Origin of the sequence: Aeromonas sp. 84A (assembly GCF_051919345.1) — a bacterium.
GTDB lineage: Bacteria > Pseudomonadota > Gammaproteobacteria > Enterobacterales > Aeromonadaceae > Aeromonas > Aeromonas veronii.
The window spans coordinates 2,705,710-2,732,709 of the sequence record NZ_JBQBEW010000001.1; the positions used below are offsets into that span (position 1 = coordinate 2,705,710).

Here is a 27,000-nt window from a genome sequence, read left to right on the forward strand (position 1 = left end):
AATCATACCAGCCACAACTATAAACCGTGACGATTAAGGGGAGGGGGAATCTATCGTGATAATCGGCATTTTTTATGGCTGTTTTACAAGAAGGAGTATCAACATTTCCAGAGAGAGACCTCTCAAGTAGGGGGCAGATATTTCTAAGAATATTCACGGTAATGACGTTGGTTATAACGGTGCAAATCAATCTTAACGCTCCATTGGTGAGGGGTATCCAGCGCGACGTACTGATTTAATAGTGGACTCTTGTATCAAAATGGGACATTTCGGTGATGTGGGGCAGGGCGGTTGACTGTGTTATTCTATTGTCGCTTCAAGAGCATCTGCAGGAGGAATCAACCAGATATTGTCCTTCTGCTTTGGGCAGTCAGATCGCTGGAGGTCTGTGTGTAGCCTCGATCCTGATCGATTTCCGAACCTTTAAGCTAAGGAAAAGCTGCGGGCTGCAGCTTTCAACAAGCCCTGTTATCTCTCACGATGATGCCGATAACCCTATTTATCGGCATCGGCTGAAAAGGTCAGGCATGTCCGAACATCAAAAAGATCCATTGATTCAGCGGCTGGAATTGTCCATGGCAGATATAGAACAGGGGCTCACTTACAGCCTGTCTGAAGCACGGTCAGCTCTTGCTCAGCGCAGTTCTAGATCAGTGCCGTCAAATTCACGTGACTTGAATGGTTTTTTTGATACCGAACTGGCATCCCTAGATTTCCAGACTGATCGCGAGGATGTCATCACAGTGCGTGGGCCAGACCAGGAAGAACATCCGTCAGAAGCTGCTCCTGATGAGTAATTCTTTATTGTTCAGTTGATTTCGGTGACTTGTCGGATGCATCCCAATCCCAACCGATTTCGTCAGGATCGACCTTGGCCAGTAGCTCCGGCGATAATCCTGGCGCTCTAAACCCACATCGGTCTAAACCCGCATCGGTCCCCAATCTGTTTCACCTGGTGACGTGGCATTGGGGTCACACTGAGCCAACAGTTCTTCCAGCGTGTAGCACGGCTGACCATTCAGTTTTACGCGAGCACGTTCTACTGTAGTGGTCTAATCATCCCGGACATCATTTTAGGTGGTACAGTCGCCACCATGACCTGAGGTGTTCAATGACAAGATTACGTCGCTCATTTACTGCCGAATTCAAACTCGAAGCCGCATCCCTGGTGCTCGACCAGGGATATTCAGTCCCCGAAGCCAGCCGTTCACTGGATGTCGGTGAAACCGTACTGCGCCGCTGGGTTCAGCAGCTCCAATCCGAACGCTGCGGCACAACCCCGATTAGTAAAGCTCTGACCCCGGAACAGCAGAAAATCCAGGAGCTAGAAGCCCGTATCAATCGACTCGAACGTGAAAAGGACATTCTAAAAAAGGCTACTGCTCTCTTGATGACGGACGAGTTCACACGTACGCGCTGATAGACCGATTAAGGGAGCAAGCCCCCATCACTCTGGTCTGCTGCGCCTTCGATGTTCCCACCTCCTGTTTTTACGATTATCTGGCTCGCAGGCGGACGATTAACCGTGAGCGCATGCAACAGCGCTGTGAGTTGCGCCGTTTGTTCAAAGAAAGCCAGAACTCAGCGGGCAGCCGCGCCTTGATGTCGATGATGCGGGAGTTGGGGTATCAGATTGGTCGATTCAAAGTACGTAACCTGATGAAGGAAGCCGGGCTGGTATCCAAGCAACCGGGCGCTCATCGCTATCAGGTCGCTCGGTCTGAACGACCGGACATTCCCAATCTGCTGGCCCGCGAATTTGATGTCCAGCAGCCCAATCAGGTGTGGTGTGGCGATATCACCTACGTCTGGGCCGGTGGTCGTTGGCATTACCTAGCCGCAGTGCTCGACCTGCATACCCGGCGGGTCGTAGGCTGGGCGATGTCTGATAAGCCTGATGCAGAGCTGGCCATCAAAGCACTGGAGATGGCCTATCAGCAGCGGGGTTGCCCATCCGGTGTGCTATTTCACTCCGACCAGGGCAGCCAATATGGCAGTCGGGCATTTCGGCAACGACTGTGGCGCTATCGCATGACCCAGAGTATGAGTCGGCGTGGCAACTGCTGGGATAACGCCCCGATGGAACGGTTGTTCAGAAGCCTGAAGTCAGAGTGGCTCCCGGCTATGGGATATATGAGCTTGCGAGAGGCAAAACGAGATATCAGTTATTACCTGATGAATTACTACAACTGGCGGCGTCCACATCAACACAATGACGGGATACCGCCAGCAAAAGCCGAAGAACGGCCTAACCAAGTGTCCGGATTTAGTTGACCACTACATACATCATCCAACGCAGCTTTCAGCAGCGCCGGATCACCATCTTCAAGAGCTGCCAGCAGATAGGCAACCATGTCGGCCTTTGTTCAGTTCTCTTCATTCCGTCCTCCCGCATCCGCCATTGCGCATAATGTCCAGCGTTTATGTTTAGCGCTGCCGGCCTGCTAACCTGCGAAGCAGCAGGACGCCCGAAGGGGCGTTGAATATAAACCGCATTATGCGCAGCCGTGCGTAACCCCCCCCCCAGAACCCCCACCAAACAGCACCAGATAGACGTAGCTCGCCTTTCTTCGGAGGGGTAGGGACGTACACGCCCTGGGGGATGCGCTTGCGCGCCCCGGGGGCGGGGACGGCCCGACCCTCGGGGTCGGCGAAGCCACGAACTCTAACTGTGGCTTGGACTCCGAGAGCCGGACGCATCAGCTGGACTAATGTTTAGTCTTTTCAGATGGTTAGCGTTAAAAATGAGGGTAGGGGAGTTACTCGGGGGTTCGGGGGTCCCGCGGGGGGCGTAGCCCCGCAGGCCTCGTGATTCAGTACACCTAGATCACGGCCATCAGCTACTTCTCCTTCTTCTTCCGCAGGTAGTTCAGGTAGTCTTCCTCCCTGATCTCCTGGAGCCCCTTCTGTATCAGGATCTTCAGCACCTCTGTGTCCTTCAGGCTCGTCTTTGTGGCGATCACTGCCTTTACAGTCTCAGATTCAACCCGTCTCCACGTCGCGTCATCTATGTGTTTGGTAGGCATATCAACCCTTTCAATTTCAACCATGTGTATCCATACAGTCTAACCGTCTTTGAATCTGAGATTCATAGTTTCTTGACATCTAAGCTCTGAGAACCTAATGTTCCGTGTAATCCTAATTTCTTAGAAAATTAGGCAAAAACGATAATCGGCACGGGACGCCAAAACATGTACGACTTCTGGGAAATCCACATTCCGTTTCAACAACGGTTCTGCACAGTGCAGCGCATCGGCGCTGGTGCATCCGACATCGTTGGAATAGTGGATCTCGAAGAGTGTGGGCGCCGTGGCTTAAGACTGGGCTCGAAGAGAGTCGATTTCTCAATTGACCCGGAGGGGAAACTCCATGACCTGTACCATCCCTGGGAGTCAGTCCCTAGTTCGTTCACTGACATTACCTGCAAGCTCCATCAAGCCCAGCTCAATAGAAGTTGGCCTTGCATTGCTATCAAGGGGTCACCGGCTAAGCTGCTCCAGGGTCACAACGTGTTCGGGCCAGACTGTGCTGCTACTGGCATCCTCGAGCTTATCGCGGCTTTCACTCGAGCCCTGCCCCGAGTCGCTGAAATGCTCGACTTCGGCTCTGCTCACATACGCCGCGTAGACTGCACATACAGCATCCAGCTCCCTGATTCCGAGACAATGGCCAACTGCCTGAGCGCCATCGGCCAGCTGTCTCACCGCCATATGCGCCCATCCAAAGAGGCTGATTACGCCTCTACTATCTACTTCAATCGCCGCACCAAAGACATGCAGGACGCTGGACGTGCTCATGTGCTCGTTGTCTACGCCAAAGACTACGAGATGGAGAATCAGCTTAAGAACCTTCAGGCCGCCGCCCGCAAAGAAAAGACCTCCCGCTATGACTCCGTTATCAAGGCCATGCAATCGCCTGAGCTTCAGGAGTTCGCGCAGCATCGTCTGCGTCTTGAGGGCAGGGGGTACACTCGCTGGTTTGAGAAGAAGCAGATCCCGCGCAACGTGTGGCAGTTCCTGAGCTTTGTCTCTGAGTTCGAGAAGCGTGAGGGCATGAGCTTCTGCGAGTGGGCTTGGCGTGACATGTTCGCCGATATGATGACCGCCCTTGGCGATAGCAAAGTTCACCTGACTCAGGATGCCAAGGTGCAGGAAAAACTGCGTCAGACATATGGAAGATGTAAACAGATTTTAAACCCTGATGGGTCATTCACCGACAAATGGAACTACACCCGCGCCGACAGGCTGATGATGTTCTATCGCTCCCTGGCTACCGATGGCTGGGATAAGGTCAAGCGCCTCACGGCTTCCAGCTCGTTTTATGACTCTGTTAAAGCCTTGATGGATGTTGGTATCACTAAGGCTCAGATGCAGAACCTCCGCGCCAAGAAGACCGTTAAGCTGCTGCACCTGATCAAGATGGACTTCAACAACCAGCGCCCTGCGAACTATGTCGAGCCTGTGGGCACCGTCCTTGATTCAGCCGGTGATATGTCGAGCATTGGCAGCAAGTTCGGCAAGGGCTTCGTCCAGGCACTCGGCGAATCCCGCGAGCAGCTGATAGCCAAAGAGGTCAGCAAGGTCTCCGGTCTGCCGCTCGATGTCGCCGGTTCCTGTGTATCTCACCTTATCGCCGGTCGGCCTATTCGCCTCAATGGCGACCTCGGCGGTATGGGTGGCGAGCAGCTGCACTTGGCTGTGTTTGACGATGGCACGTTCGAGCTGGTTCGTGGCAACGTCACCCAGTACCGCGCAGACAACAAGCTCCCCGAACCTGAGCAGCCGCCCGAGTATGACGATGAGCAATTGGCCATCGACTTTGCCGACTACCTGGGCGCTCCGAAGTCCACCGAATTTGATGCCCGTTCATACGCCGACACCGAGCACCGCAAGTTGTCCATTGTGCTCGATGCTCTTCGCTCTGAACTGGCCGACGCCGAACAAGACCACGAGAAAATCCCGCAGGCCATCGCGCTGCGTGAACGTATTCGCCACACGAAAGCACGGTTAGACCGGCTTTGGTACTGGGCACATCAGGCCACCGACTCACGGGGCCGCACTATCAAAAGCGAGGAAGAGATATGGCAGGCATGAACATGGTTGTGAACGCCCTTCAGGTGCGTTTTGGCTCAATGGATGAGCCGGGCAAAGAGGCCTTTGACTGGGCCAATATGCACGTGATCGAGGATGAGCTGATGATTGATAACGGCTTTGCCGGTGTGAACATCGGTAAGCTCCCGCTCGATACCTCCAACGGCAACAAGCTGGCTAAGGATCTGCACGCAGCAGCTCGGGCCGGTGGTGTTCTGCCTGGCCTTATCGAAGTTCAGTTCGCCCCCCAGTTGGGCATGAAGCAGACCAAGCTGCTCGTTGTCGGCTGGAAGCCAGTGAGCCAAGCCGCTCACGCTAAGGTGTAGTTTCACCGCTCCTTGCCCATGGTCGGGGCAGGGGGTTTAACCAACCCTATAGGGAGATAAGACCATGGAAAAGCAAAATCAAGCTGTTGCTCTGCTCAAGAAAATCGGTGCCACTGCTGTTGTGGCTACTGCGTCCGTTCCGGCCTTCGCTGCTGAGGGTGACATCGATGTGTCAGCAGTTCTGGCTGTTATCGCCAAGGTCGGTACTGCTGCCGGTTTGATTGGTGTCGCCGTTCTGGGGATCTTGGCGGCCATCAAGGGATACAAGATGGTCCGTGCGGCCATGTAATAGCTCGGGGGTGTTGTATGTCATTTCAGTACAAAGGCGTCTGTTATAACACCCCCGAGTCAACGTTGGCCGCCATGGCCGCCGACATGTCAGGGGTAGGAACCGACCAGAACGGCAATCCTACCCCTTACTTTACCCAGGTCGAAGGCTCCTCCCTCAAGACCATATCCAGTACCGGAACGGTCGTTGTATCTACTCCCCAGCTTGTGAACTGCCAGATGATCACCGCCTATCAGGCTGGTGCAATCTGCATTGCTATCGGTGTTGTCTGGGCTATCGCATGGGCCTATCGAACCCTGGCTTCTTCAATGCATGTAGGGGGTGATTCATGACGCCCGAGGCCGTATATGTGTCCATCGCTATGCTGGGCATGTTTTTTATATTCTTCACGTCGAGGTAAATATGGTTACCAAATACAAGGCCGCCGTGTTTATCATCGCGGCCATGTTTTCGTCTATCGTCAGTGCCGGTTATACGACAATGACCCTTGAGGGCGTTAAACAAGTTGATGGTGTTTGGACTGCTGCTGGCGTAATCGATAATATGGGTTTCGTCAGAACTACAGGAGCGGTAACCGTTTCTGGAACTACTGCGTCAACTGCTGTTGCTTTGGCTGTTGAACGTAATATTGCTCGCAATACGTTTCGTAACGTAGTTAGTAAACTTGGCCCCGCTGGTGTAACTGCTGTTGGCGCGTATGAGGTTTATAACTGGTTAACTTCTGATGGTCTTGTTCCCTGTGATGATACTGGCACTGCTTGGTGCCATGCTCCTGATTTAACTGGATACGATAATTCATATCAGTATGGTCAGGCATACAAGGCCTGTTCAGGCACCTGTTATTTTGGTTCAACTCGCACTCAGGCTTGCACTAAAGCAGTTGCCGCCAACCCTTCTTATAAACTCACGAATATCACTGATACAAAGTGTAACGTCTCTTTTACTAATGGTAGTCCCGCTGGTTATTTCGAGCTTGTTGCTGTTTCTTGCACTATCGTCGGCAACGTTGCTACATCCTGCACCAATCCAAAAGACCCTAATAAACCCTCTCCAACTCCATTGCAGTCTGGTTATTTTGATTCCAGAGATATTCCAGATGGAGTTCTTTCTGATGGATTTAATCACATCCCATCACTTAGAGATGGTGGCGTTCCTATTTCATCAACTAGCTTTCCTCCGTTTTCATCTTGGCTCGGTGACCCTTACTTTAAAAATGGCAACTGGTATAGAGACCGCGTTGATATATCTCCCGCGCCCACTCCATCCCAGCCTAACAGGGTTCGCGTAGATGTTGGCCCCGTTAAAATTGAAGGCGCTACCAACCCTAATGTTGTCCCTGATACTGGCCCCGCCGGTGGTTCTGGCGGCACTCAACCAGAGAAGGAAAAACCGACGTTCTGTGAGGCTAACCCTATGTCGATAGCTTGTGCTGAGATGGGTGAACTCAAGGATGAAAAACTCGAGGTCGAGGAACGGCCCGTTGATGTTTCCTATACCCCGTGGGGTTCCTCAACGTCACAATGCCCCGCTGATAAGGTCATACCGCTTTGGGATGAGCACTCCTTGAAGATCTCTTATTCGCCGGTCTGCCAGTTCGCTAGCCTGCTGCGTCCGCTGGTCATTGCGCTGGCCTTCGTGGCTGCTGGCTTTATCGTTGCTGGAATTACTCGCAAGGGGGCTGAATCATGAATATTGCTGCGTGGCTTTTATCCATTGCTGGCCCGATAGTCACTCGGGTTCTTATTCAGTTGGGAGTCGGTGTTGTTAGCTATGCGGCTGTTGTGGCCGCTGTAAATACGCTTATATCCAGAGCGCGGGGAAATTACGACAACCTGCCATCGGATATATTGCAGGTGTTCGCAATCGCGGGTTTCAATGACGCCTTTGGCATTGTTGTAGCTGCCATCATGGCCCGTTTATCAATCCAAGTTTGGAAGAGGTTTCAAATAAAATGATTACTCTGATAACAGGTGTTCCAGGTGGCGGAAAAACGCTTTACGCCGTAGACCAAATATTGCAGCCGGAAGCTAAGGCAGGCCGCCAACTTTACGTTGATGGTATTCCTGACTTGCTGATACCTCATGAAGTAGCCCCTGATATGCTCGACTGGCCAGACTGGGCACCCCAAGGTGCTCATTTGGTCGTTGATGAGGCTCAACGTATTTGGCGGCCAGAGTCAGCGGGCAAAGCGCCGCATCGTTCCATTGCTGAGTTTGAAACTCACCGGCACCGCGGCCTTGATTTCACAATAATCACTCAGCACCCGAACCTTATTCACGCGAATATCCGCCGCTTGGTTGGTCGCCATATTCACGTTCGTAGAACCGCCCTTGGCGTAATGGTCTACGAGTGGAGCGAATGCAAGGCGAGCCCTGATACCGCATTCAAGACAGCGCTCACTAAATTAAAATGGAAGCATCCAAAGCGCTCCTTTGGTTTATATAAGAGCGCCAGTATTCACCAGCAGGTGAAATTCAGAATCCCGAAGGCAGTTTGGTTTATTGTGGTTCCCATCCTGCTGTCGCCGTTGATAGGGTGGGGGATCTACAAGGTATTCAGTGAGGGGTTTGCCCCGCCAGTACCAGGAGCGCCGGTTGCAGCAGCTGCTGCACCTCAAGGCAGTTCCCCGTTTGCAATGTCGTCAACTGGTGAGGCTGGGGCAGGGGTTCAGACCGTGCCGGCCGCGCCAGTTCGTGAGGTGAGGGAAGTCGATATCAGGGAGACTTTCATCCCGAGAGTACAGGGGGAGCCGAACACGGCACCGGCCTATGACCATCTTCGCAACGTGGTCACAATGCCCGTTGTGGCTGCCTGTATCGCTGATGCTGACCGCTGCATGTGTTACACGCAGCAGATGACCAAGGTTGAGATGAGCGATGGCCAGTGCCGCGAACGTGTGGCCCGTGGCACCTTTGACCCATACCGCGAGCCCGAACCCACCAAGACCGATACCAGGACGCCGGTGCAGCAAGTCGAGTCCTGATGTTATCTCTCACCAGATGCCGATAACCCCATTTATCGGCATAAAGTAACTGTTACTTTATCTTGCTCATTTCTTGGTCTGAGCTATAATTAAGTAACAGTTACCAAATGGAGTGATGAACATGGCCAAGCAAAAGGAAGTGCAGCTCGAACTCGGTGTGACTCGTTCCCCAGGGCGTCCATGTTTGGGGGATGCACCGTTGACCCCAGCAGAGAAGCAGCGCCGTTATCGCGAGCGCCAGCACCACAAAAACATAACTCTTACTGTTAATCGGGATGACGTTTCTACGTTGAGTTCTCTGTTGACCGCCGCCAAGTTCTACGGGCCGCGTATCGGTGTAGACCTCGATGCCAAATCTATACAGCGCTTGATCGATGCACTTGATGTATCGTGTTGTGGAATCACTTCTAAGTAACTGTTACTTAAATGGAGTTTCCATGAATTTACTTTTGCTCCGGATGGGAGCCAAAGCTCGGTACATGATCTCTGACATGTCAGAGTCCGTCAGTGAAGACGCTGTTATGAAGCACGCATTGTCATATCTATTTGATATGACAAATGGTTTTGAGATTTTCCGCAGGCCTTCTGAGGCTCTTCCGCTACTAGATTCGTTAATTACGCCGCGTGAGTTGGAACGTTGGGCCTATGAAGGGCCTGATGGCGTTCTTGTGTTTGAGCTTTTGGTTAGTTTTGTTTCCTCATATCAGTCCAGCTCTCTGATGCGTGAATTGATGACCATCCAGGTTGATGATGTCTACGGTCACGAGCGGCCGTAGGCCATGGCGAGTATAAGGCGGCCCTCTGCGGCTGATTGTCGTGACGTAGGTGGGCCCGCCGAAACTTCTTTGGAATGCTGCTGTGAGGCAAGCACCACTCCTTTCCCTGCAAAACCGGCCTTTGAGGCTTTCCGGCACTGAGGGAGGCAAACGCCTCAGCGCATCACGAACGTTGAGGACGCCTTTCCCAGAGGCTTGTGCGACTGCGCATAATGTCCAGCGTTTATGTTTAGCGCTGCCGGCCTGCTAACCTGCGAAGCAGCAGGACGCCCGAAGGGGCGTTGAATATAAACCGCATTATGCGCAGCCGTGCGTAACCCCCCCCCCAGAACCCCCACCAAACAGCACCAGATAGACGTAGCTCGCCTTTCTTCGGAGGGGTAGGGACGTACACGCCCTGGGGGATGCGCTTGCGCGCCCCGGGGGCGGGGACGGCCCGACCCTCGGGGTCGGCGAAGCCACGAACTCTAACTGTGGCTTGGACTCCGAGAGCCGGACGCATCAGCTGGACTAATGTTTAGTCTTTTCAGATGGTTAGCGTTAAAAATGAGGGTAGGGGAGTTACTCGGGGGTTCGGGGGTCCCGCGGGGGGCGTAGCCCCGCAGGCCTCGTGATTCAGTACACCTAGATCACGGCCATCAGCTACTTCTCCTTCTTCTTCCGCAGGTAGTTCAGGTAGTCTTCCTCCCTGATCTCCTGGAGCCCCTTCTGTATCAGGATCTTCAGCACCTCTGTGTCCTTCAGGCTCGTCTTTGTGGCGATCACTGCCTTTACAGTCTCAGATTCAACCCGTCTCCACGTCGCGTCATCTATGTGTTTGGTAGGCATATCAACCCTTTCAATTTCAACCATGTGTATCCATACAGTCTAACCGTCTTTGAATCTGAGATTCATAGTTTCTTGACATCTAAGCTCTGAGAACCTAATGTTCCGTGTAATCCTAATTTCTTAGAAAATTAGGCAAAAACGATAATCGGCACGGGACGCCAAAACATGTACGACTTCTGGGAAATCCACATTCCGTTTCAACAACGGTTCTGCACAGTGCAGCGCATCGGCGCTGGTGCATCCGACATCGTTGGAATAGTGGATCTCGAAGAGTGTGGGCGCCGTGGCTTAAGACTGGGCTCGAAGAGAGTCGATTTCTCAATTGACCCGGAGGGGAAACTCCATGACCTGTACCATCCCTGGGAGTCAGTCCCTAGTTCGTTCACTGACATTACCTGCAAGCTCCATCAAGCCCAGCTCAATAGAAGTTGGCCTTGCATTGCTATCAAGGGGTCACCGGCTAAGCTGCTCCAGGGTCACAACGTGTTCGGGCCAGACTGTGCTGCTACTGGCATCCTCGAGCTTATCGCGGCTTTCACTCGAGCCCTGCCCCGAGTCGCTGAAATGCTCGACTTCGGCTCTGCTCACATACGCCGCGTAGACTGCACATACAGCATCCAGCTCCCTGATTCCGAGACAATGGCCAACTGCCTGAGCGCCATCGGCCAGCTGTCTCACCGCCATATGCGCCCATCCAAAGAGGCTGATTACGCCTCTACTATCTACTTCAATCGCCGCACCAAAGACATGCAGGACGCTGGACGTGCTCATGTGCTCGTTGTCTACGCCAAAGACTACGAGATGGAGAATCAGCTTAAGAACCTTCAGGCCGCCGCCCGCAAAGAAAAGACCTCCCGCTATGACTCCGTTATCAAGGCCATGCAATCGCCTGAGCTTCAGGAGTTCGCGCAGCATCGTCTGCGTCTTGAGGGCAGGGGGTACACTCGCTGGTTTGAGAAGAAGCAGATCCCGCGCAACGTGTGGCAGTTCCTGAGCTTTGTCTCTGAGTTCGAGAAGCGTGAGGGCATGAGCTTCTGCGAGTGGGCTTGGCGTGACATGTTCGCCGATATGATGACCGCCCTTGGCGATAGCAAAGTTCACCTGACTCAGGATGCCAAGGTGCAGGAAAAACTGCGTCAGACATATGGAAGATGTAAACAGATTTTAAACCCTGATGGGTCATTCACCGACAAATGGAACTACACCCGCGCCGACAGGCTGATGATGTTCTATCGCTCCCTGGCTACCGATGGCTGGGATAAGGTCAAGCGCCTCACGGCTTCCAGCTCGTTTTATGACTCTGTTAAAGCCTTGATGGATGTTGGTATCACTAAGGCTCAGATGCAGAACCTCCGCGCCAAGAAGACCGTTAAGCTGCTGCACCTGATCAAGATGGACTTCAACAACCAGCGCCCTGCGAACTATGTCGAGCCTGTGGGCACCGTCCTTGATTCAGCCGGTGATATGTCGAGCATTGGCAGCAAGTTCGGCAAGGGCTTCGTCCAGGCACTCGGCGAATCCCGCGAGCAGCTGATAGCCAAAGAGGTCAGCAAGGTCTCCGGTCTGCCGCTCGATGTCGCCGGTTCCTGTGTATCTCACCTTATCGCCGGTCGGCCTATTCGCCTCAATGGCGACCTCGGCGGTATGGGTGGCGAGCAGCTGCACTTGGCTGTGTTTGACGATGGCACGTTCGAGCTGGTTCGTGGCAACGTCACCCAGTACCGCGCAGACAACAAGCTCCCCGAACCTGAGCAGCCGCCCGAGTATGACGATGAGCAATTGGCCATCGACTTTGCCGACTACCTGGGCGCTCCGAAGTCCACCGAATTTGATGCCCGTTCATACGCCGACACCGAGCACCGCAAGTTGTCCATTGTGCTCGATGCTCTTCGCTCTGAACTGGCCGACGCCGAACAAGACCACGAGAAAATCCCGCAGGCCATCGCGCTGCGTGAACGTATTCGCCACACGAAAGCACGGTTAGACCGGCTTTGGTACTGGGCACATCAGGCCACCGACTCACGGGGCCGCACTATCAAAAGCGAGGAAGAGATATGGCAGGCATGAACATGGTTGTGAACGCCCTTCAGGTGCGTTTTGGCTCAATGGATGAGCCGGGCAAAGAGGCCTTTGACTGGGCCAATATGCACGTGATCGAGGATGAGCTGATGATTGATAACGGCTTTGCCGGTGTGAACATCGGTAAGCTCCCGCTCGATACCTCCAACGGCAACAAGCTGGCTAAGGATCTGCACGCAGCAGCTCGGGCCGGTGGTGTTCTGCCTGGCCTTATCGAAGTTCAGTTCGCCCCCCAGTTGGGCATGAAGCAGACCAAGCTGCTCGTTGTCGGCTGGAAGCCAGTGAGCCAAGCCGCTCACGCTAAGGTGTAGTTTCACCGCTCCTTGCCCATGGTCGGGGCAGGGGGTTTAACCAACCCTATAGGGAGATAAGACCATGGAAAAGCAAAATCAAGCTGTTGCTCTGCTCAAGAAAATCGGTGCCACTGCTGTTGTGGCTACTGCGTCCGTTCCGGCCTTCGCTGCTGAGGGTGACATCGATGTGTCAGCAGTTCTGGCTGTTATCGCCAAGGTCGGTACTGCTGCCGGTTTGATTGGTGTCGCCGTTCTGGGGATCTTGGCGGCCATCAAGGGATACAAGATGGTCCGTGCGGCCATGTAATAGCTCGGGGGTGTTGTATGTCATTTCAGTACAAAGGCGTCTGTTATAACACCCCCGAGTCAACGTTGGCCGCCATGGCCGCCGACATGTCAGGGGTAGGAACCGACCAGAACGGCAATCCTACCCCTTACTTTACCCAGGTCGAAGGCTCCTCCCTCAAGACCATATCCAGTACCGGAACGGTCGTTGTATCTACTCCCCAGCTTGTGAACTGCCAGATGATCACCGCCTATCAGGCTGGTGCAATCTGCATTGCTATCGGTGTTGTCTGGGCTATCGCATGGGCCTATCGAACCCTGGCTTCTTCAATGCATGTAGGGGGTGATTCATGACGCCCGAGGCCGTATATGTGTCCATCGCTATGCTGGGCATGTTTTTTATATTCTTCACGTCGAGGTAAATATGGTTACCAAATACAAGGCCGCCGTGTTTATCATCGCGGCCATGTTTTCGTCTATCGTCAGTGCCGGTTATACGACAATGACCCTTGAGGGCGTTAAACAAGTTGATGGTGTTTGGACTGCTGCTGGCGTAATCGATAATATGGGTTTCGTCAGAACTACAGGAGCGGTAACCGTTTCTGGAACTACTGCGTCAACTGCTGTTGCTTTGGCTGTTGAACGTAATATTGCTCGCAATACGTTTCGTAACGTAGTTAGTAAACTTGGCCCCGCTGGTGTAACTGCTGTTGGCGCGTATGAGGTTTATAACTGGTTAACTTCTGATGGTCTTGTTCCCTGTGATGATACTGGCACTGCTTGGTGCCATGCTCCTGATTTAACTGGATACGATAATTCATATCAGTATGGTCAGGCATACAAGGCCTGTTCAGGCACCTGTTATTTTGGTTCAACTCGCACTCAGGCTTGCACTAAAGCAGTTGCCGCCAACCCTTCTTATAAACTCACGAATATCACTGATACAAAGTGTAACGTCTCTTTTACTAATGGTAGTCCCGCTGGTTATTTCGAGCTTGTTGCTGTTTCTTGCACTATCGTCGGCAACGTTGCTACATCCTGCACCAATCCAAAAGACCCTAATAAACCCTCTCCAACTCCATTGCAGTCTGGTTATTTTGATTCCAGAGATATTCCAGATGGAGTTCTTTCTGATGGATTTAATCACATCCCATCACTTAGAGATGGTGGCGTTCCTATTTCATCAACTAGCTTTCCTCCGTTTTCATCTTGGCTCGGTGACCCTTACTTTAAAAATGGCAACTGGTATAGAGACCGCGTTGATATATCTCCCGCGCCCACTCCATCCCAGCCTAACAGGGTTCGCGTAGATGTTGGCCCCGTTAAAATTGAAGGCGCTACCAACCCTAATGTTGTCCCTGATACTGGCCCCGCCGGTGGTTCTGGCGGCACTCAACCAGAGAAGGAAAAACCGACGTTCTGTGAGGCTAACCCTATGTCGATAGCTTGTGCTGAGATGGGTGAACTCAAGGATGAAAAACTCGAGGTCGAGGAACGGCCCGTTGATGTTTCCTATACCCCGTGGGGTTCCTCAACGTCACAATGCCCCGCTGATAAGGTCATACCGCTTTGGGATGAGCACTCCTTGAAGATCTCTTATTCGCCGGTCTGCCAGTTCGCTAGCCTGCTGCGTCCGCTGGTCATTGCGCTGGCCTTCGTGGCTGCTGGCTTTATCGTTGCTGGAATTACTCGCAAGGGGGCTGAATCATGAATATTGCTGCGTGGCTTTTATCCATTGCTGGCCCGATAGTCACTCGGGTTCTTATTCAGTTGGGAGTCGGTGTTGTTAGCTATGCGGCTGTTGTGGCCGCTGTAAATACGCTTATATCCAGAGCGCGGGGAAATTACGACAACCTGCCATCGGATATATTGCAGGTGTTCGCAATCGCGGGTTTCAATGACGCCTTTGGCATTGTTGTAGCTGCCATCATGGCCCGTTTATCAATCCAAGTTTGGAAGAGGTTTCAAATAAAATGATTACTCTGATAACAGGTGTTCCAGGTGGCGGAAAAACGCTTTACGCCGTAGACCAAATATTGCAGCCGGAAGCTAAGGCAGGCCGCCAACTTTACGTTGATGGTATTCCTGACTTGCTGATACCTCATGAAGTAGCCCCTGATATGCTCGACTGGCCAGACTGGGCACCCCAAGGTGCTCATTTGGTCGTTGATGAGGCTCAACGTATTTGGCGGCCAGAGTCAGCGGGCAAAGCGCCGCATCGTTCCATTGCTGAGTTTGAAACTCACCGGCACCGCGGCCTTGATTTCACAATAATCACTCAGCACCCGAACCTTATTCACGCGAATATCCGCCGCTTGGTTGGTCGCCATATTCACGTTCGTAGAACCGCCCTTGGCGTAATGGTCTACGAGTGGAGCGAATGCAAGGCGAGCCCTGATACCGCATTCAAGACAGCGCTCACTAAATTAAAATGGAAGCATCCAAAGCGCTCCTTTGGTTTATATAAGAGCGCCAGTATTCACCAGCAGGTGAAATTCAGAATCCCGAAGGCAGTTTGGTTTATTGTGGTTCCCATCCTGCTGTCGCCGTTGATAGGGTGGGGGATCTACAAGGTATTCAGTGAGGGGTTTGCCCCGCCAGTACCAGGAGCGCCGGTTGCAGCAGCTGCTGCACCTCAAGGCAGTTCCCCGTTTGCAATGTCGTCAACTGGTGAGGCTGGGGCAGGGGTTCAGACCGTGCCGGCCGCGCCAGTTCGTGAGGTGAGGGAAGTCGATATCAGGGAGACTTTCATCCCGAGAGTACAGGGGGAGCCGAACACGGCACCGGCCTATGACCATCTTCGCAACGTGGTCACAATGCCCGTTGTGGCTGCCTGTATCGCTGATGCTGACCGCTGCATGTGTTACACGCAGCAGATGACCAAGGTTGAGATGAGCGATGGCCAGTGCCGCGAACGTGTGGCCCGTGGCACCTTTGACCCATACCGCGAGCCCGAACCCACCAAGACCGATACCAGGACGCCGGTGCAGCAAGTCGAGTCCTGATGTTATCTCTCACCAGATGCCGATAACCCCATTTATCGGCATAAAGTAACTGTTACTTTATCTTGCTCATTTCTTGGTCTGAGCTATAATTAAGTAACAGTTACCAAATGGAGTGATGAACATGGCCAAGCAAAAGGAAGTGCAGCTCGAACTCGGTGTGACTCGTTCCCCAGGGCGTCCATGTTTGGGGGATGCACCGTTGACCCCAGCAGAGAAGCAGCGCCGTTATCGCGAGCGCCAGCACCACAAAAACATAACTCTTACTGTTAATCGGGATGACGTTTCTACGTTGAGTTCTCTGTTGACCGCCGCCAAGTTCTACGGGCCGCGTATCGGTGTAGACCTCGATGCCAAATCTATACAGCGCTTGATCGATGCACTTGATGTATCGTGTTGTGGAATCACTTCTAAGTAACTGTTACTTAAATGGAGTTTCCATGAATTTACTTTTGCTCCGGATGGGAGCCAAAGCTCGGTACATGATCTCTGACATGTCAGAGTCCGTCAGTGAAGACGCTGTTATGAAGCACGCATTGTCATATCTATTTGATATGACAAATGGTTTTGAGATTTTCCGCAGGCCTTCTGAGGCTCTTCCGCTACTAGATTCGTTAATTACGCCGCGTGAGTTGGAACGTTGGGCCTATGAAGGGCCTGATGGCGTTCTTGTGTTTGAGCTTTTGGTTAGTTTTGTTTCCTCATATCAGTCCAGCTCTCTGATGCGTGAATTGATGACCATCCAGGTTGATGATGTCTACGGTCACGAGCGGCCGTAGGCCATGGCGAGTATAAGGCGGCCCTCTGCGGCTGATTGTCGTGACGTAGGTGGGCCCGCCGAAACTTCTTTGGAATGCTGCTGTGAGGCAAGCACCACTCCTTTCCCTGCAAAACCGGCCTTTGAGGCTTTCCGGCACTGAGGGAGGCAAACGCCTCAGCGCATCACGAACGTTGAGGACGCCTTTCCCAGAGGCTTGTGCGACTGCGCATAATGTCCAGCGTTTATGTTTAGCGCTGCCGGCCTGCTAACCTGCGAAGCAGCAGGACGCCCGAAGGGGCGTTGAATATAAACCGCATTATGCGCAGCCGTGCGTAACCCCCCCCCCAGAACCCCCACCAAACAGCACCAGATAGACGTAGCTCGCCTTTCTTCGGAGGGGTAGGGACGTACACGCCCTGGGGGATGCGCTTGCGCGCCCCGGGGGCGGGGACGGCCCGACCCTCGGGGTCGGCGAAGCCACGAACTCTAACTGTGGCTTGGACTCCGAGAGCCGGACGCATCAGCTGGACTAATGTTTAGTCTTTTCAGATGGTTAGCGTTAAAAATGAGGGTAGGGGAGTTACTCGGGGGTTCGGGGGTCCCGCGGGGGGCGTAGCCCCGCAGGCCTCGTGATTCAGTACACCTAGATCACGGCCATCAGCTACTTCTCCTTCTTCTTCCGCAGGTAGTTCAGGTAGTCTTCCTCCCTGATCTCCTGGAGCCCCTTCTGTATCAGGATCTTCAGCACCTCTGTGTCCTTCAGGCTCGTCTTTGTGGCGATCACTGCCTTTACAGTCTCAGATTCAACCCGTCTCCACGTCGCGTCATCTATGTGTTTGGTAGGCATATCAACCCTTTCAATTTCAACCATGTGTATCCATACAGTCTAACCGTCTTTGAATCTGAGATTCATAGTTTCTTGACATCTAAGCTCTGAGAACCTAATGTTCCGTGTAATCCTAATTTCTTAGAAAATTAGGCAAAAACGATAATCGGCACGGGACGCCAAAACATGTACGACTTCTGGGAAATCCACATTCCGTTTCAACAACGGTTCTGCACAGTGCAGCGCATCGGCGCTGGTGCATCCGACATCGTTGGAATAGTGGATCTCGAAGAGTGTGGGCGCCGTGGCTTAAGACTGGGCTCGAAGAGAGTCGATTTCTCAATTGACCCGGAGGGGAAACTCCATGACCTGTACCATCCCTGGGAGTCAGTCCCTAGTTCGTTCACTGACATTACCTGCAAGCTCCATCAAGCCCAGCTCAATAGAAGTTGGCCTTGCATTGCTATCAAGGGGTCACCGGCTAAGCTGCTCCAGGGTCACAACGTGTTCGGGCCAGACTGTGCTGCTACTGGCATCCTCGAGCTTATCGCGGCTTTCACTCGAGCCCTGCCCCGAGTCGCTGAAATGCTCGACTTCGGCTCTGCTCACATACGCCGCGTAGACTGCACATACAGCATCCAGCTCCCTGATTCCGAGACAATGGCCAACTGCCTGAGCGCCATCGGCCAGCTGTCTCACCGCCATATGCGCCCATCCAAAGAGGCTGATTACGCCTCTACTATCTACTTCAATCGCCGCACCAAAGACATGCAGGACGCTGGACGTGCTCATGTGCTCGTTGTCTACGCCAAAGACTACGAGATGGAGAATCAGCTTAAGAACCTTCAGGCCGCCGCCCGCAAAGAAAAGACCTCCCGCTATGACTCCGTTATCAAGGCCATGCAATCGCCTGAGCTTCAGGAGTTCGCGCAGCATCGTCTGCGTCTTGAGGGCAGGGGGTACACTCGCTGGTTTGAGAAGAAGCAGATCCCGCGCAACGTGTGGCAGTTCCTGAGCTTTGTCTCTGAGTTCGAGAAGCGTGAGGGCATGAGCTTCTGCGAGTGGGCTTGGCGTGACATGTTCGCCGATATGATGACCGCCCTTGGCGATAGCAAAGTTCACCTGACTCAGGATGCCAAGGTGCAGGAAAAACTGCGTCAGACATATGGAAGATGTAAACAGATTTTAAACCCTGATGGGTCATTCACCGACAAATGGAACTACACCCGCGCCGACAGGCTGATGATGTTCTATCGCTCCCTGGCTACCGATGGCTGGGATAAGGTCAAGCGCCTCACGGCTTCCAGCTCGTTTTATGACTCTGTTAAAGCCTTGATGGATGTTGGTATCACTAAGGCTCAGATGCAGAACCTCCGCGCCAAGAAGACCGTTAAGCTGCTGCACCTGATCAAGATGGACTTCAACAACCAGCGCCCTGCGAACTATGTCGAGCCTGTGGGCACCGTCCTTGATTCAGCCGGTGATATGTCGAGCATTGGCAGCAAGTTCGGCAAGGGCTTCGTCCAGGCACTCGGCGAATCCCGCGAGCAGCTGATAGCCAAAGAGGTCAGCAAGGTCTCCGGTCTGCCGCTCGATGTCGCCGGTTCCTGTGTATCTCACCTTATCGCCGGTCGGCCTATTCGCCTCAATGGCGACCTCGGCGGTATGGGTGGCGAGCAGCTGCACTTGGCTGTGTTTGACGATGGCACGTTCGAGCTGGTTCGTGGCAACGTCACCCAGTACCGCGCAGACAACAAGCTCCCCGAACCTGAGCAGCCGCCCGAGTATGACGATGAGCAATTGGCCATCGACTTTGCCGACTACCTGGGCGCTCCGAAGTCCACCGAATTTGATGCCCGTTCATACGCCGACACCGAGCACCGCAAGTTGTCCATTGTGCTCGATGCTCTTCGCTCTGAACTGGCCGACGCCGAACAAGACCACGAGAAAATCCCGCAGGCCATCGCGCTGCGTGAACGTATTCGCCACACGAAAGCACGGTTAGACCGGCTTTGGTACTGGGCACATCAGGCCACCGACTCACGGGGCCGCACTATCAAAAGCGAGGAAGAGATATGGCAGGCATGAACATGGTTGTGAACGCCCTTCAGGTGCGTTTTGGCTCAATGGATGAGCCGGGCAAAGAGGCCTTTGACTGGGCCAATATGCACGTGATCGAGGATGAGCTGATGATTGATAACGGCTTTGCCGGTGTGAACATCGGTAAGCTCCCGCTCGATACCTCCAACGGCAACAAGCTGGCTAAGGATCTGCACGCAGCAGCTCGGGCCGGTGGTGTTCTGCCTGGCCTTATCGAAGTTCAGTTCGCCCCCCAGTTGGGCATGAAGCAGACCAAGCTGCTCGTTGTCGGCTGGAAGCCAGTGAGCCAAGCCGCTCACGCTAAGGTGTAGTTTCACCGCTCCTTGCCCATGGTCGGGGCAGGGGGTTTAACCAACCCTATAGGGAGATAAGACCATGGAAAAGCAAAATCAAGCTGTTGCTCTGCTCAAGAAAATCGGTGCCACTGCTGTTGTGGCTACTGCGTCCGTTCCGGCCTTCGCTGCTGAGGGTGACATCGATGTGTCAGCAGTTCTGGCTGTTATCGCCAAGGTCGGTACTGCTGCCGGTTTGATTGGTGTCGCCGTTCTGGGGATCTTGGCGGCCATCAAGGGATACAAGATGGTCCGTGCGGCCATGTAATAGCTCGGGGGTGTTGTATGTCATTTCAGTACAAAGGCGTCTGTTATAACACCCCCGAGTCAACGTTGGCCGCCATGGCCGCCGACATGTCAGGGGTAGGAACCGACCAGAACGGCAATCCTACCCCTTACTTTACCCAGGTCGAAGGCTCCTCCCTCAAGACCATATCCAGTACCGGAACGGTCGTTGTATCTACTCCCCAGCTTGTGAACTGCCAGATGATCACCGCCTATCAGGCTGGTGCAATCTGCATTGCTATCGGTGTTGTCTGGGCTATCGCATGGGCCTATCGAACCCTGGCTTCTTCAATGCATGTAGGGGGTGATTCATGACGCCCGAGGCCGTATATGTGTCCATCGCTATGCTGGGCATGTTTTTTATATTCTTCACGTCGAGGTAAATATGGTTACCAAATACAAGGCCGCCGTGTTTATCATCGCGGCCATGTTTTCGTATCGTCAGTGCCGGTTATACGACAATGACCCTTGAGGGCGTTAAACAAGTTGATGGTGTTTGGACTGCTGCTGGCGTAATCGATAATATGGGTTTCGTCAGAACTACAGGAGCGGTAACCGTTTCTGGAACTACTGCGTCAACTGCTGTTGCTTTGGCTGTTGAACGTAATATTGCTCGCAATACGTTTCGTAACGTAGTTAGTAAACTTGGCCCCGCTGGTGTAACTGCTGTTGGCGCGTATGAGGTTTATAACTGGTTAACTTCTGATGGTCTTGTTCCCTGTGATGATACTGGCACTGCTTGGTGCCATGCTCCTGATTTAACTGGATACGATAATTCATATCAGTATGGTCAGGCATACAAGGCCTGTTCAGGCACCTGTTATTTTGGTTCAACTCGCACTCAGGCTTGCACTAAAGCAGTTGCCGCCAACCCTTCTTATAAACTCACGAATATCACTGATACAAAGTGTAACGTCTCTTTTACTAATGGTAGTCCCGCTGGTTATTTCGAGCTTGTTGCTGTTTCTTGCACTATCGTCGGCAACGTTGCTACATCCTGCACCAATCCAAAAGACCCTAATAAACCCTCTCCAACTCCATTGCAGTCTGGTTATTTTGATTCCAGAGATATTCCAGATGGAGTTCTTTCTGATGGATTTAATCACATCCCATCACTTAGAGATGGTGGCGTTCCTATTTCATCAACTAGCTTTCCTCCGTTTTCATCTTGGCTCGGTGACCCTTACTTTAAAAATGGCAACTGGTATAGAGACCGCGTTGATATATCTCCCGCGCCCACTCCATCCCAGCCTAACAGGGTTCGCGTAGATGTTGGCCCCGTTAAAATTGAAGGCGCTACCAACCCTAATGTTGTCCCTGATACTGGCCCCGCCGGTGGTTCTGGCGGCACTCAACCAGAGAAGGAAAAACCGACGTTCTGTGAGGCTAACCCTATGTCGATAGCTTGTGCTGAGATGGGTGAACTCAAGGATGAAAAACTCGAGGTCGAGGAACGGCCCGTTGATGTTTCCTATACCCCGTGGGGTTCCTCAACGTCACAATGCCCCGCTGATAAGGTCATACCGCTTTGGGATGAGCACTCCTTGAAGATCTCTTATTCGCCGGTCTGCCAGTTCGCTAGCCTGCTGCGTCCGCTGGTCATTGCGCTGGCCTTCGTGGCTGCTGGCTTTATCGTTGCTGGAATTACTCGCAAGGGGGCTGAATCATGAATATTGCTGCGTGGCTTTTATCCATTGCTGGCCCGATAGTCACTCGGGTTCTTATTCAGTTGGGAGTCGGTGTTGTTAGCTATGCGGCTGTTGTGGCCGCTGTAAATACGCTTATATCCAGAGCGCGGGGAAATTACGACAACCTGCCATCGGATATATTGCAGGTGTTCGCAATCGCGGGTTTCAATGACGCCTTTGGCATTGTTGTAGCTGCCATCATGGCCCGTTTATCAATCCAAGTTTGGAAGAGGTTTCAAATAAAATGATTACTCTGATAACAGGTGTTCCAGGTGGCGGAAAAACGCTTTACGCCGTAGACCAAATATTGCAGCCGGAAGCTAAGGCAGGCCGCCAACTTTACGTTGATGGTATTCCTGACTTGCTGATACCTCATGAAGTAGCCCCTGATATGCTCGACTGGCCAGACTGGGCACCCCAAGGTGCTCATTTGGTCGTTGATGAGGCTCAACGTATTTGGCGGCCAGAGTCAGCGGGCAAAGCGCCGCATCGTTCCATTGCTGAGTTTGAAACTCACCGGCACCGCGGCCTTGATTTCACAATAATCACTCAGCACCCGAACCTTATTCACGCGAATATCCGCCGCTTGGTTGGTCGCCATATTCACGTTCGTAGAACCGCCCTTGGCGTAATGGTCTACGAGTGGAGCGAATGCAAGGCGAGCCCTGATACCGCATTCAAGACAGCGCTCACTAAATTAAAATGGAAGCATCCAAAGCGCTCCTTTGGTTTATATAAGAGCGCCAGTATTCACCAGCAGGTGAAATTCAGAATCCCGAAGGCAGTTTGGTTTATTGTGGTTCCCATCCTGCTGTCGCCGTTGATAGGGTGGGGGATCTACAAGGTATTCAGTGAGGGGTTTGCCCCGCCAGTACCAGGAGCGCCGGTTGCAGCAGCTGCTGCACCTCAAGGCAGTTCCCCGTTTGCAATGTCGTCAACTGGTGAGGCTGGGGCAGGGGTTCAGACCGTGCCGGCCGCGCCAGTTCGTGAGGTGAGGGAAGTCGATATCAGGGAGACTTTCATCCCGAGAGTACAGGGGGAGCCGAACACGGCACCGGCCTATGACCATCTTCGCAACGTGGTCACAATGCCCGTTGTGGCTGCCTGTATCGCTGATGCTGACCGCTGCATGTGTTACACGCAGCAGATGACCAAGGTTGAGATGAGCGATGGCCAGTGCCGCGAACGTGTGGCCCGTGGCACCTTTGACCCATACCGCGAGCCCGAACCCACCAAGACCGATACCAGGACGCCGGTGCAGCAAGTCGAGTCCTGATGTTATCTCTCACCAGATGCCGATAACCCCATTTATCGGCATAAAGTAACTGTTACTTTATCTTGCTCATTTCTTGGTCTGAGCTATAATTAAGTAACAGTTACCAAATGGAGTGATGAACATGGCCAAGCAAAAGGAAGTGCAGCTCGAACTCGGTGTGACTCGTTCCCCAGGGCGTCCATGTTTGGGGGATGCACCGTTGACCCCAGCAGAGAAGCAGCGCCGTTATCGCGAGCGCCAGCACCACAAAAACATAACTCTTACTGTTAATCGGGATGACGTTTCTACGTTGAGTTCTCTGTTGACCGCCGCCAAGTTCTACGGGCCGCGTATCGGTGTAGACCTCGATGCCAAATCTATACAGCGCTTGATCGATGCACTTGATGTATCGTGTTGTGGAATCACTTCTAAGTAACTGTTACTTAAATGGAGTTTCCATGAATTTACTTTTGCTCCGGATGGGAGCCAAAGCTCGGTACATGATCTCTGACATGTCAGAGTCCGTCAGTGAAGACGCTGTTATGAAGCACGCATTGTCATATCTATTTGATATGACAAATGGTTTTGAGATTTTCCGCAGGCCTTCTGAGGCTCTTCCGCTACTAGATTCGTTAATTACGCCGCGTGAGTTGGAACGTTGGGCCTATGAAGGGCCTGATGGCGTTCTTGTGTTTGAGCTTTTGGTTAGTTTTGTTTCCTCATATCAGTCCAGCTCTCTGATGCGTGAATTGATGACCATCCAGGTTGATGATGTCTACGGTCACGAGCGGCCGTAGGCCATGGCGAGTATAAGGCGGCCCTCTGCGGCTGATTGTCGTGACGTAGGTGGGCCCGCCGAAACTTCTTTGGAATGCTGCTGTGAGGCAAGCACCACTCCTTTCCCTGCAAAACCGGCCTTTGAGGCTTTCCGGCACTGAGGGAGGCAAACGCCTCAGCGCATCACGAACGTTGAGGACGCCTTTCCCAGAGGCTTGTGCGACTGCGCATAATGTATATTATGTTAAATTAGATATCTTGTTTCCTGTCACCACTAATTGAACTGTGTATAATGGCAACAATTGATCCTATCTTCGACCGGATGTCTTAAGTGGCTGAATTAACATCAGAACAATTAAAACCCGCTTTTGCGATTGAACAGTTCTCCAAGCTTAGCGAGCTTGAACCTATCCCCTTTGCTGCGCTGCAACCCAGAGCCATTTCCGGCATCAAACGTCTTGCCAGTTTTGATGGTGACTGTCCGGTCATGCTGCTCAACGGATTCCCCGGCGCAGATTACGAAGGCGTTTGCCAGACGCTGATTGCCGACTCTAATGGCAAGGATGGTGACCTGTTTGATCTCTGCTACACCGAGAATCTGAACAACCCCTACAAACCTATCTGGCTGCGCCTGCAACCGGGCACCGGCGTTGAGTTTTGCGAAATGGTTGGCGAGCTGCTCAAGCTGTTGAGCCACCATCTCGATGCCGAACGCATCGTGACCCGCATCATGCGCAAGCAGAACAATGATCCGAAAATCGATGATTTCCTCTCCGATCTGGCGGCTCACGTGGCATTGGGTCTGGAGTTCCAGCACCCCATTCTGATCAACCTGCTGATCCACCACGAAGCGCAGGAAGCGCCGGTAATTTATGGCCGTGACCTCAACTGGGATACCCTGTTTGGCTCCATCAACTACCAGACCGAGCAAGGCTCTGTCTATGCTAACCAGCACCTGCTGGAGCCTGGCTTGCTGCGCGAAGCCAACGGCGGTTACCTCATTTTGCAACTGGATGAGCTGCTGGATCAGCCGCACCTCTGGTTCAAACTGAAAAATGCCATGCAAAAAGGCGAGCTGGACTGGAACGCCTATCAGGAAGGGAAAACTCTGACCCCCTTCTTCGCGCCTGAAGCGACCCCCATCAAGCTCAAGCTGATCCTGGTCGGTGACCGACTCGACGTGGCCGAGTTCCAGATGCTGGATCGCGATATGTCCGAGCGCATCTTCCTGCGCGCGGATCTGGTGTCAGAGGTGAATATTGAAGAGGATCTGCAGGAATTTCTGCAGTACCTGGCCTGGCTGCGCCAGCGCTGGAGCCTGCTGGACTTCACGCCAGCCGCCCTCGCCGCCCTTTGTCGTCATGCCAGCCGCCTCTGTGACCATCAGGAGTGGTTGTCGCTCTCCGAAGTGCAACTCTCCGCCATCATGCGGATGGCTGACAGTCTGGCCCGGGAGCTGGAATCTGATGTGGTCACCGACGAGCATATTCGCGGCGCACTGGAAGAGCAGGATTACCGCCTCAACTATCTGGTTGAGCAGTCCGATCAGGGGGTTATCGACGGCCAGATCCTGCTGCAAACCGATGGCGAAGAGATTGGCCAGATCAACGGCCTGTCTGTCATTCAGGTCTCCGGTCACCCTTATGACTTCGGCGAGCCGGTGCGCCTCACCGCGACCGTACACCTTGGTGATGGCGATGTGGCGGATATCGAGCGCAAAGCGGAGCTGGCCGGTCATATCCACGCCAAGGCGATGATGATTATCCACGGCTATCTCTCCAACAAATTTGGTGCAGAGAACCCCTCCCCCCTGTCGGCCAATCTGGTGTTCGAGCAGTCTTACCACGAAATTGATGGCGACAGCGCCTCCCTGACCGGCTTGTGTGCCCTGCTCTCTGCCCTCGCCCGCCAGCCTATCTATCAGCACTTCGCCGTGACCGGTGCGGTCGATCAGTTTGGCAATGTGCAGGCCGTTGGTGGCGTGAACGAGAAGATTGAAGGCTTCTTCCGGGTGTGCAAAATCCACGGCATCACCGGCAAGCAAGGGATCATTTTACCGGGCACCAACATCCAGCAGCTGAACCTCTCTGACGAGGTGATAGCAGCGGTTGAAGCGGGCCAGTTCCATATCCACCCGGTGGATCATGTGGAAGAGGCCATCGAGTTGCTGACTGGCTGTGTCGCCGGTGAGCCTGATATGCCCGATACCCTGTTTGGCCGTATTCAGGAGCGGTTGGACGAGTTGAACGGCTCCACTGCCAAAGTCGGACTGCTGCAATCCCTGCTGGGGCGCCTGTTTGGCCGCTGATGAAGTGATCGGAGTTGTTTAGCGAACAACTGTAAGCTAAATTGGCCCGGCTTTGACCCATTTGAAGGAAATACCGCGTGACCGTAGACAATACCACCATGGAAGCCCGCCTTTCCCTGTGCGAACAGGGCAAGAACTCTTTTACCCGTGAAGAGCTGCTGGCTTGCAGCCGTGGCGAACTGTTTGGTGAGGGTAACAGTCAGCTGCCAGCCCCCAACATGTTGATGATGGACCGCATCGTCAAGATCAATGACAACGGCGGCGAACACGGCAAGGGCGAGATCCTGGCTGAGCTCGACATTACTCCGGATCTCTGGTTCTTCGATTGCCACTTCCCGGGTGATCCTGTGATGCCTGGCTGTCTCGGTCTGGACGCCATGTGGCAGCTGGTTGGCTTCTTCCTTGGCTGGAAAGGTGGCCCCGGCAAGGGTCGTGCTCTGGGCGTAGGTGAAGTGAAATTCACCGGCCAGATCCTGCCGACTGCCAAAAAAGTGACCTACAAGATCACCTTCAAGCGCGTCATCAACCGTAAGCTGGTGATGGGAATTGCTGATGGTGTGGTCGAAGTCGACGGCCGTCCGATCTACAGCGCCACCGACCTGAAAGTGGGCCTGTTCAAAGATACCACCGCATTCTGATCTCTCTGATTGGTGGTTAAACAGCATTAACGCAAAGGGGCCACAACGGCCCCTTTCCTTTTGTAATGAGTGATGAAGTA

The 27,000-nt window shown here is 53.2% G+C and carries 34 protein-coding genes; 31 read left to right on the forward strand and 3 right to left on the reverse strand.

The genetic code is table 11. The features are described 5' to 3' along the window. Positions 1–527: 527 nt before the first annotated feature. Positions 528–797, forward strand: a complete 270-nt coding sequence (locus ACTG20_RS12305) for a hypothetical protein (protein WP_194494756.1) — start codon at positions 528–530, stop codon at positions 795–797. A gap of 314 nt (positions 798–1,111) precedes the next feature. Beyond that, positions 1,112–2,274, forward strand: a protein-coding gene (locus ACTG20_RS12310) for an IS3 family transposase (protein ID WP_194494941.1) whose coding sequence is annotated in 2 segments (ribosomal slippage) — positions 1,112–1,367 and positions 1,367–2,274 — 1,164 coding nt in all. Because the reading frame shifts where the segments join, the coding sequence is not laid out codon by codon here. Between the two features lie 566 nt (positions 2,275–2,840). Here the strand turns inward: ACTG20_RS12310 and ACTG20_RS12315 are convergent. Then, positions 2,841–3,050, reverse strand: coding sequence for a hypothetical protein (locus ACTG20_RS12315; protein WP_234915500.1), 210 nt, complete (start codon positions 3,048–3,050; stop codon positions 2,841–2,843). A 141-nt stretch (positions 3,051–3,191) separates the two neighbouring features. Between ACTG20_RS12315 and ACTG20_RS12320 the strand changes: the two genes are divergently transcribed. From ACTG20_RS12320 to ACTG20_RS12360, 9 genes are all read left to right on the forward strand, one after another. Continuing rightward, on the forward strand, positions 3,192–5,093 hold the full coding sequence (locus tag ACTG20_RS12320) for a phage/plasmid replication protein, II/X family (RefSeq protein ID WP_439987691.1): 1,902 nt from the start codon (positions 3,192–3,194) through the stop codon (positions 5,091–5,093). After that, entirely contained in the window at positions 5,090–5,416 is a 327-nt protein-coding gene (locus ACTG20_RS12325) for a hypothetical protein (protein WP_440008018.1), read from the forward strand. The genes ACTG20_RS12320 and ACTG20_RS12325 overlap by 4 nt, the downstream gene beginning before the upstream one ends. A 64-nt stretch (positions 5,417–5,480) precedes the next feature. Then, positions 5,481–5,705: a major capsid protein gene (locus ACTG20_RS12330; RefSeq protein WP_439987692.1), complete on the forward strand. Its 225-nt coding sequence runs from the start codon at positions 5,481–5,483 to the stop codon at positions 5,703–5,705. Positions 5,706–5,722: 17 nt separating this feature from the next. Then, on the forward strand, positions 5,723–6,037 hold the full coding sequence (locus tag ACTG20_RS12335) for a hypothetical protein (RefSeq protein ID WP_263086283.1): 315 nt from the start codon (positions 5,723–5,725) through the stop codon (positions 6,035–6,037). Positions 6,038–6,107: 70 nt separating this feature from the next. Continuing rightward, on the forward strand, positions 6,108–7,394 hold the full coding sequence (locus tag ACTG20_RS12340; RefSeq protein ID WP_439987693.1) for a virulence factor TspB C-terminal domain-related protein: 1,287 nt from the start codon (positions 6,108–6,110) through the stop codon (positions 7,392–7,394). Beyond that, entirely contained in the window at positions 7,391–7,660 is a 270-nt protein-coding gene (locus ACTG20_RS12345; RefSeq protein ID WP_236318139.1) for a DUF2523 domain-containing protein, read from the forward strand. The genes ACTG20_RS12340 and ACTG20_RS12345 overlap by 4 nt, the downstream gene beginning before the upstream one ends. Then, positions 7,657–8,688 carry a zonular occludens toxin domain-containing protein gene (locus ACTG20_RS12350; protein ID WP_439987694.1) on the forward strand — a complete coding sequence of 344 codons (1,032 nt, stop codon included), beginning with the start codon at positions 7,657–7,659 and terminating at the stop codon, positions 8,686–8,688. The genes ACTG20_RS12345 and ACTG20_RS12350 overlap by 4 nt, the downstream gene beginning before the upstream one ends. Positions 8,689–8,809: 121 nt before the next feature. Beyond that, the gene (locus ACTG20_RS12355) at positions 8,810–9,103 is read left to right on the forward strand and encodes a hypothetical protein (RefSeq protein WP_439987695.1); all 294 of its coding nucleotides are present in this window, start codon (positions 8,810–8,812) and stop codon (positions 9,101–9,103) included. A 22-nt stretch (positions 9,104–9,125) separates the two neighbouring features. Then, on the forward strand, positions 9,126–9,464 hold the full coding sequence (locus tag ACTG20_RS12360; RefSeq protein WP_439987696.1) for a hypothetical protein: 339 nt from the start codon (positions 9,126–9,128) through the stop codon (positions 9,462–9,464). A gap of 642 nt (positions 9,465–10,106) precedes the next feature. Here the strand turns inward: ACTG20_RS12360 and ACTG20_RS12365 are convergent. Beyond that, entirely contained in the window at positions 10,107–10,316 is a 210-nt protein-coding gene (locus ACTG20_RS12365; protein ID WP_234915500.1) for a hypothetical protein, read from the reverse strand. A gap of 141 nt (positions 10,317–10,457) precedes the next feature. Here ACTG20_RS12365 and ACTG20_RS12370 point away from each other — a divergent pair, with 141 nt between their 5' ends. From ACTG20_RS12370 to ACTG20_RS12410, 9 genes are all read left to right on the forward strand, one after another. Then, entirely contained in the window at positions 10,458–12,359 is a 1,902-nt protein-coding gene (locus ACTG20_RS12370) for a phage/plasmid replication protein, II/X family (protein ID WP_439987691.1), read from the forward strand. Then, a complete protein-coding gene (locus tag ACTG20_RS12375) occupies positions 12,356–12,682 on the forward strand; it encodes a hypothetical protein (RefSeq protein WP_440008018.1) in 327 nt (108 codons plus the stop codon). The genes ACTG20_RS12370 and ACTG20_RS12375 overlap by 4 nt, the downstream gene beginning before the upstream one ends. A 64-nt stretch (positions 12,683–12,746) precedes the next feature. Continuing rightward, positions 12,747–12,971 (forward strand): major capsid protein, encoded by a 225-nt coding sequence (locus tag ACTG20_RS12380; protein ID WP_439987692.1) that lies wholly within the window; start codon positions 12,747–12,749, stop codon positions 12,969–12,971. Between the two features lie 17 nt (positions 12,972–12,988). Next, entirely contained in the window at positions 12,989–13,303 is a 315-nt protein-coding gene (locus tag ACTG20_RS12385; RefSeq protein WP_263086283.1) for a hypothetical protein, read from the forward strand. Positions 13,304–13,373: 70 nt separating this feature from the next. Further along, positions 13,374–14,660, forward strand: coding sequence for a virulence factor TspB C-terminal domain-related protein (locus tag ACTG20_RS12390; RefSeq protein ID WP_439987693.1), 1,287 nt, complete (start codon positions 13,374–13,376; stop codon positions 14,658–14,660). Further along, complete coding sequence (locus tag ACTG20_RS12395) at positions 14,657–14,926, forward strand: DUF2523 domain-containing protein (RefSeq protein ID WP_236318139.1); 270 nt, start codon at positions 14,657–14,659, stop codon at positions 14,924–14,926. The genes ACTG20_RS12390 and ACTG20_RS12395 overlap by 4 nt, the downstream gene beginning before the upstream one ends. Then, positions 14,923–15,954, forward strand: a complete 1,032-nt coding sequence (locus ACTG20_RS12400) for a zonular occludens toxin domain-containing protein (protein WP_439987694.1) — start codon at positions 14,923–14,925, stop codon at positions 15,952–15,954. Before ACTG20_RS12395 ends, ACTG20_RS12400 begins: the two co-directional genes overlap by 4 nt. A gap of 121 nt (positions 15,955–16,075) precedes the next feature. Next, positions 16,076–16,369, forward strand: a complete 294-nt coding sequence (locus tag ACTG20_RS12405) for a hypothetical protein (RefSeq protein WP_439987695.1) — start codon at positions 16,076–16,078, stop codon at positions 16,367–16,369. A 22-nt stretch (positions 16,370–16,391) separates the two neighbouring features. Beyond that, a complete protein-coding gene (locus tag ACTG20_RS12410; RefSeq protein ID WP_439987696.1) occupies positions 16,392–16,730 on the forward strand; it encodes a hypothetical protein in 339 nt (112 codons plus the stop codon). Positions 16,731–17,372: 642 nt separating this feature from the next. On the opposite strand, the gene ACTG20_RS12415 is transcribed toward ACTG20_RS12410, so the two are convergent. Then, positions 17,373–17,582 (reverse strand): hypothetical protein, encoded by a 210-nt coding sequence (locus tag ACTG20_RS12415; RefSeq protein WP_234915500.1) that lies wholly within the window; start codon positions 17,580–17,582, stop codon positions 17,373–17,375. A 141-nt stretch (positions 17,583–17,723) separates the two neighbouring features. Between ACTG20_RS12415 and ACTG20_RS12420 the strand changes: the two genes are divergently transcribed. The 11 genes from ACTG20_RS12420 (at position 17,724) to fabA (ending at position 26,920) form a co-directional block, all read left to right on the forward strand. After that, positions 17,724–19,625 (forward strand): phage/plasmid replication protein, II/X family, encoded by a 1,902-nt coding sequence (locus ACTG20_RS12420; protein ID WP_439987691.1) that lies wholly within the window; start codon positions 17,724–17,726, stop codon positions 19,623–19,625. Next, positions 19,622–19,948: a hypothetical protein gene (locus tag ACTG20_RS12425; protein WP_440008018.1), complete on the forward strand. Its 327-nt coding sequence runs from the start codon at positions 19,622–19,624 to the stop codon at positions 19,946–19,948. Before ACTG20_RS12420 ends, ACTG20_RS12425 begins: the two co-directional genes overlap by 4 nt. Positions 19,949–20,012: 64 nt before the next feature. Beyond that, the gene (locus ACTG20_RS12430; RefSeq protein ID WP_439987692.1) at positions 20,013–20,237 is read left to right on the forward strand and encodes a major capsid protein; all 225 of its coding nucleotides are present in this window, start codon (positions 20,013–20,015) and stop codon (positions 20,235–20,237) included. Positions 20,238–20,254: 17 nt separating this feature from the next. After that, complete coding sequence (locus tag ACTG20_RS12435) at positions 20,255–20,569, forward strand: hypothetical protein (RefSeq protein WP_263086283.1); 315 nt, start codon at positions 20,255–20,257, stop codon at positions 20,567–20,569. Positions 20,570–20,715: 146 nt separating this feature from the next. Then, the gene (locus tag ACTG20_RS12440; RefSeq protein WP_440008020.1) at positions 20,716–21,924 is read left to right on the forward strand and encodes a virulence factor TspB C-terminal domain-related protein; all 1,209 of its coding nucleotides are present in this window, start codon (positions 20,716–20,718) and stop codon (positions 21,922–21,924) included. Further along, complete coding sequence (locus ACTG20_RS12445) at positions 21,921–22,190, forward strand: DUF2523 domain-containing protein (RefSeq protein WP_236318139.1); 270 nt, start codon at positions 21,921–21,923, stop codon at positions 22,188–22,190. The genes ACTG20_RS12440 and ACTG20_RS12445 overlap by 4 nt, the downstream gene beginning before the upstream one ends. After that, complete coding sequence (locus tag ACTG20_RS12450; protein WP_439987694.1) at positions 22,187–23,218, forward strand: zonular occludens toxin domain-containing protein; 1,032 nt, start codon at positions 22,187–22,189, stop codon at positions 23,216–23,218. The genes ACTG20_RS12445 and ACTG20_RS12450 overlap by 4 nt, the downstream gene beginning before the upstream one ends. Before the next feature lie 121 nt (positions 23,219–23,339). Beyond that, complete coding sequence (locus tag ACTG20_RS12455; protein ID WP_439987695.1) at positions 23,340–23,633, forward strand: hypothetical protein; 294 nt, start codon at positions 23,340–23,342, stop codon at positions 23,631–23,633. A gap of 22 nt (positions 23,634–23,655) precedes the next feature. After that, positions 23,656–23,994, forward strand: coding sequence for a hypothetical protein (locus ACTG20_RS12460; RefSeq protein ID WP_439987696.1), 339 nt, complete (start codon positions 23,656–23,658; stop codon positions 23,992–23,994). 311 nt (positions 23,995–24,305) lie between these two features. After that, positions 24,306–26,282 (forward strand): Lon protease family protein, encoded by a 1,977-nt coding sequence (locus tag ACTG20_RS12465; RefSeq protein WP_021230104.1) that lies wholly within the window; start codon positions 24,306–24,308, stop codon positions 26,280–26,282. Positions 26,283–26,359: 77 nt separating this feature from the next. Next, positions 26,360–26,920 (forward strand): 3-hydroxyacyl-[acyl-carrier-protein] dehydratase FabA, encoded by a 561-nt coding sequence (gene fabA, locus ACTG20_RS12470; RefSeq protein ID WP_005336586.1) that lies wholly within the window; start codon positions 26,360–26,362, stop codon positions 26,918–26,920. Positions 26,921–27,000: the final 80 nt, after the last annotated feature.